General features: G+C 63.2%; 7 protein-coding genes. 2 read left to right on the forward strand and 5 right to left on the reverse strand.

Annotated elements, in window-relative coordinates; all coding sequences use genetic code 11:
* Positions 1 to 10: 10 nt before the first annotated feature.
* The 5 genes from ABVS03_RS03865 to ligA all read right to left on the reverse strand — a co-directional run bounded on the left by ABVS03_RS03865 (position 11) and on the right by ligA (position 10,331).
* On the reverse strand, positions 11 to 304 hold the full coding sequence (locus tag ABVS03_RS03865) for a hypothetical protein (RefSeq protein ID WP_368018108.1): 294 nt from the start codon (positions 302 to 304) through the stop codon (positions 11 to 13).
* 74 nt (positions 305 to 378) lie between these two features.
* Positions 379 to 1,842, reverse strand: coding sequence for a glutamate synthase subunit beta (locus ABVS03_RS03870; RefSeq protein ID WP_368018109.1), 1,464 nt, complete (start codon positions 1,840 to 1,842; stop codon positions 379 to 381).
* 3 nt (positions 1,843 to 1,845) lie between these two features.
* Entirely contained in the window at positions 1,846 to 6,489 is a 4,644-nt protein-coding gene (gene gltB / locus ABVS03_RS03875) for a glutamate synthase large subunit (RefSeq protein WP_368018110.1), read from the reverse strand.
* 252 nt (positions 6,490 to 6,741) lie between these two features.
* Positions 6,742 to 7,911: an IS200/IS605 family element RNA-guided endonuclease TnpB gene (gene tnpB, locus ABVS03_RS03880; protein WP_368018111.1), complete on the reverse strand. Its 1,170-nt coding sequence runs from the start codon at positions 7,909 to 7,911 to the stop codon at positions 6,742 to 6,744.
* A gap of 233 nt (positions 7,912 to 8,144) precedes the next feature.
* On the reverse strand, positions 8,145 to 10,331 hold the full coding sequence (gene ligA / locus ABVS03_RS03885) for an NAD-dependent DNA ligase LigA (protein WP_368018112.1): 2,187 nt from the start codon (positions 10,329 to 10,331) through the stop codon (positions 8,145 to 8,147).
* A gap of 180 nt (positions 10,332 to 10,511) precedes the next feature.
* On the opposite strand from ligA, the gene ABVS03_RS03890 reads away from it, so the two are divergent.
* Positions 10,512 to 11,771, forward strand: coding sequence for a chloride channel protein (locus tag ABVS03_RS03890; RefSeq protein ID WP_368018113.1), 1,260 nt, complete (start codon positions 10,512 to 10,514; stop codon positions 11,769 to 11,771).
* Positions 11,772 to 11,958: 187 nt separating this feature from the next.
* Complete coding sequence (locus ABVS03_RS03895; protein ID WP_368018114.1) at positions 11,959 to 12,372, forward strand: hypothetical protein; 414 nt, start codon at positions 11,959 to 11,961, stop codon at positions 12,370 to 12,372.
* Positions 12,373 to 12,391: the final 19 nt, after the last annotated feature.

Raw genomic sequence — 12,391 nt, forward strand, 5'->3', positions numbered from 1 at the left:
TTCAGATCTTCTACACCCATTTCAGGAGGTCGTCCTTCATGCGGCGGCGCTCCGCCTCTTCGGGATCCTCCTCGTGCTTGGGCTTCTCTTTCGGCTCGCGCTTCCGCTCGTCCTCCAGCATCGTGTTCATGACATCAAGCCAAGGCTCGTTGTCTCCCATTGCGGGAACGAAAGGATGCTCGTCGCCGTTCTCCATCCATACCAGGGGAATATCGCTTTCCCCGTCATCTTCGGAGGTGCCATCGACCCACTGGGGTGCCTGAGGCGCATCCCCGCTTTGCTGTGTGAGATCTCTTTCCGCCATGGCCGCCCCTTTCAAGACTCGGACGTGCTGCAAAGAAACCAGGCGCAGCGCTTGAGGCTGCGCCTGGACGTAGATCAGAGTGCTTCCGCTGCTTCCTTGGCGCAGGCCAGGCCATCAGCGATGGCCGTGACGACGAGCGAGGAGCCATTCCTCGTGTCGCCTGCCACAAAGACCGGGGTCTCCCCTTCTGCCTCCGCGCGATGGGAGTCTTCCGCCGCAAGCGTCGGACGGACGCCGCCGCGGAACTCGTGCGAGCTCACACCGAGTGCAGAGAGGACCTCGGCCGTGGGGCCAGAGAAGCCCATTGCGATGAGGACAAGCTGGGCCGGCAGCTCATGCTCGGAGCCCTCGATACGCTGCGGCTTGTCGGCGCTCCAGTCGAGGTCTGCGACCTTGAGGCCCTGAAGCGAGCCATCCTCGCCACGGAGGACCTCCATGGTGTCAGATGCCCAGGAGCGCGGGTCGGCTCCCTGGACTGCCTCAGCCTCGAGCTGGCCATAGTCGGTCTTCTTCACATTCGGCCACTCAGGCCAGGCGTTGCCGGGCTTCCTTGCATCCGGAGGAGCAGGCAGGAACTCGAGCTGGTGGACGCTCTTGGCACCCTGGCGAAGCGCCGTTGCGACGCAGTCCGTGCCCGTATCGCCGCCGCCGATGACAACGACGTCCTTGCCCTTGGCAGAGATGGCAGGAGCCTTGCCGGAAAGGACCGACTTCGTCGAGGAGGTCAGATAGTCGACGGCGAGGACGACGCCCTCCCCGTCTGCACCCGGCACCCTGAGCGTGCGGGCAGCGCCAGCGCCTGCAGCGACGACGATAGCGTCGAAGCTATTCTTGAGCCACTCGGCAACGGCCGGATCGGTCACATCACGGGAGGTCTCGAACACGATGCCGGAGTCCTCCATGAGCTTGACACGGCGCTCGACGACCTCCTTCGGGAGCTTCATGTTCGGGATGCCATACATGAGAAGGCCGCCTGCACGGTCAGACTTCTCGACAACCGTCACGGCAAAGCCGCGGCGGGCAAGCTCCCAGGCAGCTGCCAGGCCGGAGGGGCCAGAGCCCACGACGGCGACGCTCTTTGCGTCGTCTGCGTGCTTCGCAAGCGGCTTCATGTAGCCGGACTCCCAGGCGTGATCGGAGATGGCACGCTCGTCGTCCCTGATCGTCATCGGCTCCTGGTGGAGGCCCAGGTTGCAGGCCACCTCGCAGAGTGCCGGGCAGACCCTGCCCGTGAACTCGGGGAACGGGTTCGTGAGGCTCATGCGTGCAGCCGCATCGTCCCAGAGGCCGCGGTAGAGAAGATCGTTCCACTCAGGAATCAGGTTGTGGAGCGGGCAGCCGGACGTGCGGGCCGGACCGAACGAGATGCCGGTCTGGCAGAACGCGACACCGCAGTACATGCAGCGGCTGGCCTGCAGCTCCTGCAGCTCTTCGGAGAGAGGCTGGGCAAGCTCGCCGAAGTCCTTGAGCGCATCCTTGGCAGGACGCATGCCATGTTCCTGGCGATCGATCGAAAGATATGCTCCTGGCTTTCCCATGGCCTACATCTCCTTCCTCATGGTCTCGAATGCATACTCGACTGCATCCTCGTGGCTCTTGCCCTGCTTCTCCGCCTCGCGTGTGAGGGTGAGGGCACGCTCGTACTCGTGCGGGATGACCTTCACGAATTCAGGCACGATATCGTCGAAGCGGTAGAGCATCTTGATGCCGAGCGGGCTCTTCGTGCGGCGGACATGCTCCTCGATGAGGCTGTGGATGAGCGTGATGTCGTCCTCGTCGACCGGCTTCAGGCTGACCATGTCCATGTTTGTGCGGTCCTTGAGCGTGCGGTGCTCGTCGAACACGTAGGCGATGCCGCCGGACATGCCGGCTGCGAAGTTCTGTCCGACCTCGCCGAGGATGAGTGCCACGCCGCCTGTCATGTACTCGCAGCCGTGGTTGCCCACGCCCTCGCACACGATCGTGGCGCCGGAGTTGCGGACGCCGAAGCGCTGGCCGGCAAGACCGTTGATGAAGCCCTTGCCCGACGTGGCGCCGTAGAAGGCAACGTTGCCGATTGCGACATTCTCGTTGAACTTGAACGTCGCCGATGCAGGAGGAGCCACCGTCAGGATGCCGCCGGAGAGGCCCTTGCCGAAGTAGTCATTCGCATCGCCCGAGATGTTGAGCGTGATGCCCGCCGGCAGGAAGGCGCCGAAGGACTGACCACCCGAGCCCTCGCAGTCGATCGTGATCGAGCCCTCAGGCAGGCCCTCGGGATGCTTTGCCGTCACGGCAGAGCCGAGCATCGTACCGACGCAGCGGTTCACGTTCGAGATGTCCGCATGGAAGCGGATAGGACGAAGCGATTCCCTGGCCGTCTTCGTGTACGGGATGAAGAGCGTGGAGTCGAGCGTCTGGGAGAGCCCTGAGTCCATAGCCATGCTCGGCAGATAGTGCTTTGCCTCGGCGCCCGGGATATCCTTGCCGAACTCGTTCGTGACCTGGGCCAGAATCGGCGAGAGGTCGAGCGTGTTGGCCTTCCAGTTGTTCTCCACCTTGACCTGGCGCAGGCACTCGGGATGTCCGACCATCTCGTCGACCGTGCGGAAGCCGAGCTGGGCCATGTACTCTCTGAGCTCCTCTGCCACGAACATCATGAAGTTCACGACGTGCTCAGGCTTGCCGACGAAGCACTTGCGCAGGCGGCAGTTCTGGGTGGCAAGGCCGATCGGGCAGGTGTCCTGCTGGCAGTCGCGCTGCATGAGGCAGCCCATGGAAAGGCAGACCGCCGTCGCGAAGCCGAACTCCTCGGCACCGAGCAGACATGCTACGGCCACATCGCGGCCGTCCATGAGCTTGCCGTCAGCCTCGAGCACGACACGGGAGCGGAGGCCGTTCCTGAGGAGCGTCTGCTGCGTTTCGGCGAGGCCAAGCTCGAGGGGCAGTCCTGCATGGTAGATGGAGTCGCGCGGGGCTGCACCGGTACCGCCATTGGCGCCGGAGATCGTGATCTTGTTCGCGCCACCCTTGGCTACGCCTGTGGCAATCGTGCCGACGCCTGCCTCGGAGACGAGCTTCACGGAGATGCGGGCGCCCGGGTTGGCATTCTTGAGGTCGAAGATGAGCTCTGCCAGGTCCTCGATCGAGTAGATGTCGTGATGAGGCGGAGGCGAGATCAGGCCGACGCCCGGCGTCGAGCGGCGAACCTCAGCGACCCACGGCCAGACCTTGCGGCCCGGCAGGTGTCCGCCCTCGCCCGGCTTTGCGCCCTGAGCAAGCTTGATCTGGATCTCCTTTGCGCTCATGAGGTAGCGGCTCGTGACGCCGAAGCGCGCCGATGCCACCTGCTTGATTGCAGAGAGCTTCGAATCGCCGTTCGGAAGCGTCGTCTCGCGGGACGGGTTCTCGCCGCCCTCGCCGGTGTTCGACTTCGCGCCGATGCGGTTCATTGCGATGGCCATGCACTCATGTGCCTCTTCGGAGATGGCACCGTAGGACATGGCGCCCGTCGTGAAGTGCTTCACAATCTCAGAGGCAGGCTCGACCTCGTCGAGAGGCACAGGACCCGAGGCGAGCGGCACGAACTCGAGGAGGTCGCGAAGGACGATCGAGCGGTTCTTCGGATGGAGCGCCTTCGAGTACTGCTTGAAGAGATCGTAGTCGCCCTCGCGCACAGCACGCTGGAGAAGGTAGATGACCTGCGGCGTGATCATGTGGTCCTCGCCGCCGAGAGGCCTCCACTTCGTGAGGCCGGAGCTTGCAAGCTGGTCGGGAGCCGGGCTCTTCTTCAGAGCCTCTGCCTCGTCGTAGCGCTCGTTGCACTCGCGCTCGACATCGGCCACGCCCAGGCCGCCGACACGGGAGACCGTGTTCTTGAAGTTCTTGTCCACGAACTCCTTCGAGAAGCCGACGATCTCGAAGATCTGGGCAGAGTGGTAGCCCTGCATCGTCGAGATGCCCATCTTGGACATGACGGAGACGATGCCCTTCGTGATTGCCTTGTTGTAGTTCGCGATGCCCTCTTCGGCGGAAAGGGCAAGCTCGCCCTTCTCGGAGAGTGCACGGATGCAGTCATGGGCCATGTACGGATAGATGCCGGAGGCAGAGTAGCCGACAAGCGTCGCGAAGTCATGCGGCGTGATTGCATCGCCGCACTCGACGACGAGGTCGGCACGGGTACGGATGCCAGCAGCAAGCAGGCGGTTGTGGACAGAGCCGACAGCAAGAAGCGACGGGATGGAGACTTCGCCGTCTGCTGCACGGTCGGAGAGGACGATGATGTTCACGCCCTCGCGCACGGCTGCGACGATCTCGTCGCCGAGCTCGTCAAGCGCCTTCTCCAGTGCGTCATCTCCGCCGTCACGCTTGTAGGTGGCGAAGAAGCGGCGTGCCTCGAATCCCTCATGGTCGATAGCGCAGATGCGGTCGAACTCGTCCTTCGTAAGGATCGGGCCCTGGAGACGCACGAGGCGGCAGTTGTCGCGCATGTCCTCGAGCATGTTGCCATGGTTGCCGAGATAGAGCAGGGTCGACGTCACGAAGCTCTCACGAAGCGCATCGATAGGCGGGTTCGTGACCTGGGCGAAGAGCTGGTTGAAGTAGTCGAAGAACGAGCGCGGGTGGCGGGAAAGCACTGCCAGAGGAATGTCTGCACCCATGGAAGCCAGAGGGGCTGCGCCCTTCTGTGCCATAGGAAGTATTGCCTCTTCCACATCGTCGAAGTGGTAGCCGTGGCGGGCAAGCCTCGTCACGAGCGGCACCTTTGCATCATGCTGCTCGAAGGGATCGGAGTCTGCAGGCTTCAGGTCCTCGACGTCGATCGTCTCTGCGGCAGCCCAGTCACGGTATGGCTTCTGGTTTGCGAAGGCCTCCTTGATTTCGTCGTCCCAGAGCACGCGGCCCTTTGCAGGATCGACAAGAAGCATCTGGCCCGGGCCGAGAGAGCCGGTCTGGAGCACCTCTTCAGGGTCGCAGCGAAGGGCACCGACCTCGGAGGTGAGGATCAGGCGGTCATCACGTGTCACATAGTAGCGGGCAGGACGAAGGCCGTTTCTGTCAAGGGCAGCGCCCGTGACGATGCCGTCCGTGAAGGCGATGGCAGCAGGGCCATCCCAGGACTCCATGAGCATGGACTGGTAGGAGTCATAGGCGCGGCGCTTTTCCGAGAGGCTCGGGTTCTTGTCCCACGGCTCAGGCAGGAGCATCGAGACCGCACGCGGAAGCGAGCGGCCGTTCATGGTCAGGAACTCGAGCACGTTGTCGAGGATGGCAGAGTCTGAGCCCTCACGGTTGATGATGGGGATGACCTTTTTCAAGTCTGCACCCATGACAGGAGAGTACAGGCCCGGCTCACGGGCACGAATCCAGTTCACGTTGCCCTTGAGCGTGTTGATCTCGCCGTTGTGGATGATGTAGCGGTTCGGGTGTGCACGCTCCCAGCTCGGCGTCGTGTTCGTGGAGTAGCGGGAGTGCACAAGCGCGATCGAGGACTCGGTCGAAGCATCGGCCAGATCAGGATAGAAGCGGCGCATCTGCGTCGCGACAAGCATGCCCTTGTAGACGATCGTGCGGCTGCTCATCGAGCAGACATAGAAGATCTTGCCCGAAAGCGCGCTCTCAGCGTCGGCCTTCTTCTCGATGACGCGGCGGCAGACATAGAGCGCACGCTCGAACGCCTGGCCACGCTCCACGTTCTCGGGACGGCCCAGGAATGCCTGGACGATTGTCGGCATGCATGCCCTGGCGGTCTCGCCGAGGTCGTGGGCATCCGTCGGAACCGAGCGCCAGAAGAGCAGAGGAATGCCCTGCTCGGCGCAGCCATCCTCGAATACGCGCTTTGCGACAGCGAGGCCCTCTTCATCCTGCGGGAAGAAGAGCATAGCGACACCGTAGTCGCCCTCATCCGGCAGAAGGTAGCCATAGCGCTGTGCCTCGCGGCGGAAGAAGCGGTGCGGCACCTGGAACAGGATGCCGGCGCCGTCGCCGGTATTGTGCTCGAGGCCCTTGCCGCCACGGTGCTCGAGGTTCACAAGGACGCTCAGGGCGTCGTCGATCATCTGGTGGGAACGCTGGCCCTTCAGATGGGCAAGCGCGCCGATGCCGCAGGCATCATGCTCGAACTCGGGACGGTAGAGTCCCTCGTTCTCTGAAGAAGCGCAGGCCTGCGCATGCTGGTCGGCATGCAGCTGGTTGTCTGAACTCATAAGGTTTCTCCCTTGCGTGTCTTCCCTCTCAGCTTCGATGTGAGTCTACGCAAGGATTGTTTCCACCCAGTGAGCACCCCCGGGAAGACAGAAAGGCTTCTCGGAGTTGTCATTCGAACGAATCATGCCCGAAACATAGCCAAACACACGCCCGACATGTTTTCAGCACCCTTGACACTCCCCATGGCTGAAGCTGGGGGATTCTCGCTTCGACGCAGATAGCCTTCCTCCGCCTTGCGGCGGAAGCTGGTCTTACGCCTGCTCCACGAGCGTTCGGGACGCTTTCGCGTCCCCGGTTCCCGCAAGCCCTGCGGTACCGTCTGCTTTGTTTAGAAGCCGCGCTCCTTCCCGCGCGATGTTGACCGCCGCGTTGAGGTCGCGGTCGTGGCTCGCCCCGCAGACGGGGCACGTCCACGCACGGACGGAGAGCGGCAGCTCCTCTAGGACATGCCCGCAGCACGAGCACATCTTCGAGGATGGATACCAGCGGCTCACCTTCACGAAATGCCGCCCGTGCCAGGCGCACTTGTACTCCAGCTGGCGGGCCATCTCGGACATGGAGGCATCCGCGACGGATTTTGCCAGACGGCGGCTCTTCTCCATCCCTCTGACGTTCAGGTCCTCGACGGCGATGGCTTGGCTCTCGCGCACCGCCTCGGTCGTGGCCTTGTGGATGGCGTCCTTCCTCTGGTTTGCTATCCGCTCATGGATGCGGGCCACCTTCCTCTTCTGCTTCCGTCTGCTGGCGGAGCCTTTCCGCTTGCGGGACAGGCGCCTCTGCTCCCGGGCGAGCTTCCTCTCGCCTTTGGCAAGCGCCTTGGGGTTTGCGACCTTCACGCCATCGCTCCGGGCCATGAGGTCGTGCACGCCGGCGTCGATGCCGAGCACCGCGATGGCGCCCGGCGCTGCCTCGGGTTCCGGGCAGTCCGTGCAGCACAGGCACACGAAGTATCTGCCAGAGGGCACCTGCTTCACCGTTGCCGAGAGCACGCGGCCCTCGATCCTCCTGCTCACCCGCGCCTTCACGAGGCCGAGCTTGGGGAGCTTCACATGGCGTGGGTCTGGGACGCATGCCATGTTTGTGCGGTACGACCTGCGGCCTGCATGCTTGGACCTGAACTTCGGGAACCCCGTCCTGCCTGGATTGCGGAAGAAGTTCTGGTATGCCCTGTCCAGGTCGCGCAGGGACTGCTGCAGCGCCATGGAGTCCACCTCCGCAAGGAAGGGCGCGTCTGTCTTCTTCCAAACCGGCAGCTGCGTCATGTACGAGCCGATGCCCCGGGACTTTCCGTTCCGCCCATATTCTTCCTGGCGCATGGCAAGGACCCTGTTGTAGACATATCTGCAGCAGCCGAAGGTTCGCCCAATGAGCTCTCGCTGCCGCGCGTTCGGATAGATGCGTATCTCATAGGAGCGCTCCACTCCAGGCCACCTCCTGCCCTCTCCCGGAATCCCTGCCCATGCCGCCTGCAAATATTGGCCTGCGGCGTCTCCGTGCCCTCTGGATGGATTATGCCACGCCCTGCTGTCCGCGTGCCTTCATGCTGCCGCTGCGCCTCATATCCCCATAGCTGAAGCCAGGGGTTTTACGGCGCTTTTGATAAAGCCGGCATAGGAAAAGGACGGATACCTGAAGCTGCATCCGTCCCTGGCTCTTACGCCTCTGGCACCTTGCCGGTCGCTATGATCTCTTCGAGCGCTGCCTCGTCGAGCACAGGCACGCCCAGGCTCTGCGCCTTCGTGAGCTTCGAGCCTGCCGATGCTCCCGCGACGACGTAGCTCGTCCGCTTCGAGACGCTGCCCGAGACCTTGGCGCCCATGGCCTTGAGCTTCGCGCCTGCCTCATCTCTTGTATAGTGCTCGAGCGTGCCCGTGAGCACGAACGTGAGGCCGGAAAGCGTCTGCGGCATTTCCGGCTCCTTACCGAAGCCGGGCTGCTCGAGCATCACGCCTGCCGCACGCAGGCGCTCGAGCACAGCCACGTTCTCCTTGATCTCGAAGAACTCATGCACAGCATGGGCAATCTTGGGACCGATGCCCTCGATCGAGGCGATCGTCTCCTCATCGGCGAGCATGAGAGCCTCGAGCGAGCCGAAGCGCTTGGCCAGAAGCTGTGCCACATTCGTGCCGACATGGCGGATGCCAAGGCCGAAGAGGACGCGCGAGAGCCCCTGCTTCTTGGAGACCTCGATCTGCTCCATGATCTTCTTTGCAATCGTGGGGCCGACGACGATCGCGTCGCCCTCGATATGATCCTTCGTCGTCGTGTCATAGACGCGTCCGGTCTGGGTGCCGGCAAGCATGTCCTCTGTGAGATGGTCGTAGTAGTCAGCCACATCGCGCACGGCTCCCTCATCGAGAAGGCGCTTCACGATCTCCTCGCCGAGGCCGTCGATATCCATCGCAGGACGGCTGCCCCAGTGGATGAGACGCTCCAGAGCCTGTGCCGGGCAGTCGATGGAGACGCAGCGGTAGGCGACCTCTCCCTCTTCCTGGACAACGGGGCTTCCGCAGGACGGGCATACCTTCGGCATCTCCCACTCGGGCCGCGCTGCATGCTCTTGCGCCATCTCTCCGTCAAGCACCGGTCCCACGACCTCGGGGATGACATCGCCGGCTTTGTGGACGACGATCGTGTCGCCGACACGCACATCGCGGCGGTGCACCTCGTCGATGTTATGAAGGGTTGCCCTGGCAATCGTGGATCCAGCAACGACGACCGGATCGAATTCGGCAACCGGCGTGAGCACGCCCGTGCGGCCTACCTGCACCCTGATCTCGCGGAGCACGGTCTTCTTCTCTTCAGGCGGAAACTTGAAGGCAATCGACCAGCGCGGAGCGCGTGCCGTGAAGCCCAAGGTCTCCTGTCCCGAGAACTCGTCGACCTTTACGACGACGCCGTCGATATCGTAGTCGAGGCTGTCTCTGTGGGCCAGAGCATCGGCGCAGTACTCGTGCACGGCCTTCGAGCTTGTGACGCGCCTCGCATGCGGATTCACGCTGAAGCCGCAGGACGAGAGCCAGGCGAGGAAGTCGTGCTGCGTCGTCACGGCTAGTGGCCCTTCGTCTGCGACGGCGTAGATGAAGGTCTCGAGGTCGCGGGCACCTGTGACCTTCGGATCCTTCTGGCGCAGCGACCCTGCGGCAGCATTCCTCGGGTTCGCGAAGGGCGGACGTCCTGCCGCATCGTTCTCCTCGTTCAGGCGCTGGAAGCTGTGGCGCGGCATGTAGACCTCGCCCCTGACCTCGATCGAGCGACCGAAGCCACCGTCGGCGATCTTTGCAAGGCCTGCCCTTGCAAGCGTGCGCGGGATGTCCTTGATCGTGAGGGCGTTCTGGGTCACATCCTCGCCTGTCGTGCCATCGCCGCGGGTGGCAGCACGCACAAGTCTGCCATCACGGTAGGTAAGCGCAATGCCCAGGCCATCGATCTTGAGCTCGCACGTATAGGCAAGCGGATGCTCCGGCGAGGCGCCGAGCGCCTCGTCCGTGCGTGCGAGCCACTCGTCGAGCTCCTCGAGGTTCATTGCATCGTCGATCGAGTACATGCGCTGGGCATGGCGGACGGGTGCGAACTGCTCGCTCACGAAGCCGCCGATGCGCTGCGTGTAGGAGTCGGGCGTCACAAGCTCGGGGTGCGCGGCCTCGATGCCCTGGAGCTCGCGGAGATAGCGGTCGAACTGGGCATCGGTCATCTCCGGCGCATCGAGCGCATAGTAGGCATAGGCCGCATGGTTCAAGATCTCGTTCAGGCGTGCCGCATGCTCCCGGGGCGTCTCTTTCGTCCCTTCGCCTTCCGGCACCGGCGTGCTTCCGCCGAAGAGCGACATCTGGTCTGCCATCTTCTGCCTCCCTATCGAAGATGCACAAGGCATCGAATCATTTCATCCTCTGACAGGGTAGCGCACCAGGAACGCACGGTGCCGCCCAAAGCCCATCCCCACGGCGAAACCCGAAGCGCCCTGTACGCAGGAGCGGGTATAGTCAGCCCTGTGTGCATGCAACCTTGAAGGAGCTCATCGATGCCCCAGCCTGAAACACCCTCACATACCCCCACGCAGAAGGCAGAGACCTTCCTCGCCTTCCTCCTGCTTTCGACCATCCCTGCCTTCGTCGCCGGCATCGGCACCTTCGCTGCGCTCTGGGCTGTCGACAAGCTGCGCGATAGCGTCTGGGACGCAGCGGCAGAGCAGCTGCCGCCTGTCCTCTCCCAGCTCTCCCCGCTTCTGCTCTGCCTTGCAGGCGGCCTCATCATCGGCCTCTGGACGAGGCGCTGCGGCTTCAAGCTCGACACGATGCACCAGGTCTTCGGCATCTGCCGTAAGGAGGGCGGCTACCATATCCCGCACCTCGGAAAGACCCTGGGCCTCTTCTTCGCACCGATCGTCTTCGGCGGCGCCATCGGCCCCGAGGCAGGCATCGCAGGCTTTGCCGCAGCAGGATTCACGGCGGTGCTCGACAAGACGAGAATCGGTGGCACTGGCGCCCTGAGTGCCGACACCCATCCCTTCCGCCGCGCCATCAGGACGCTCCTCGATACAGACGACGAAGCACAGGCCTCGAAGGAGGCAAAGGAGACGCTTCAGGAGCTGCCGCTCAGAAAGCTCTGGAAGGTCCTCCTCTGGATCCTTGCTGCCATCTTCTTCGTGCTCGGCTGGGCTTGCGTATCGCATGTCCTCGGCTCTGCTGGCGAGATGCCGCGCTTCGAAGGCATCGACTACGCCACGGCCGACTGGGGTGCAGGCATCGTGGCGCTCCTGCTTGGCTACGCGTTTGCACTCTTCGCACTTGCCGCCCAGAAGGTGGCCGCGAGCATCTCTTCTGCCATAGGCCCCGACCCCTTGAAGAAGGCGCTCCTTGCCGGCCTTGTGCTCGGCGGCCTTGCCTGCATTCTTCCCGACCTCACGTTCTCCGGCCAGGACGATATCGTGGACCTCATCGATACCTGGCAGAGCTGGGCACCAGCACTTCTCATCCTCGTTGCCTTCGTGAAGATATGCATGACAAAGATGTGCGTGGCGCTCGACTGGACAGGCGGCGAGTTCTTCCCGACGATCTTCTGCGGCGTCGCGCTTGGCTACGCCGTGGCATCGCTCATGGGTGCAGACCCGCTCCTGCCGGTTGCTGTTGCTGCAGGAGCTGCGGTCGGCGGCTGGACAAGAAAGCCGATCCTCTCGACTGCTGTTCTGGCACTGTGCTTCCCGCCGATCACATTGCCGGTGGTGCTTGCAGCCTCCTGGATTGCCGCAGAGCTTCCCCATCCCCAGAAGAAGGCAGCATAAGCCAGAAAGATATGGCTTCCAGCAAGCGGGCAGGCACCACGCCTGCACGCTTTTCAGCAGCCGAATCCTGTCACCTGCAGAGCCTGCACTGGACATGCCTGGTACCTTCAGTCTTGGAGATGCATATCCATGGTACAGAGAGCGATCGTCGAGCACCGGGGGCTGCGGCTACAGCTGCTTCACGACATTGGCCATCCTCATCGTGGCCGCGCTCCTCATTGCAGTCCTTCCCTATGTGGGAGCGGTGGCGGCAGGAGTCGGTCTCTATTTCCTCATGCGCTACATCTGGCGGCAATACGTCCAGCAGCGCCCCGATGCTTCCTTCGTGCAGTGGGGCCTGCAGTTCGCGCTGATCACACGAAAGATCATGGCAGCGCTGCTCTGCTGCGCCTTGGCCGCTTCCCTCATGGTCGCCTTTGCCGCAAGTGCAGGGATGAGCGCCGAGACGAGGAATGCCATGACCACAAGCGAGCAGCAGGAAGAGCCGCAGAGCCGCAATGAGCCTGAGGCTGGCCAGAGCGAAGAGTCCCAGAGCACCGTCACAGTAGGCTTCGTGCCCGCAGATTCCGAGTTCTCCGCCAGGCTCCGCATCTCTGCCTAGACTGAAGCCTCATCTCATT

The organism is Olsenella sp. AGMB03486, assembly GCF_040884255.1.
GTDB lineage: Bacteria > Actinomycetota > Coriobacteriia > Coriobacteriales > Atopobiaceae > Olsenella_L > Olsenella_L kribbiana.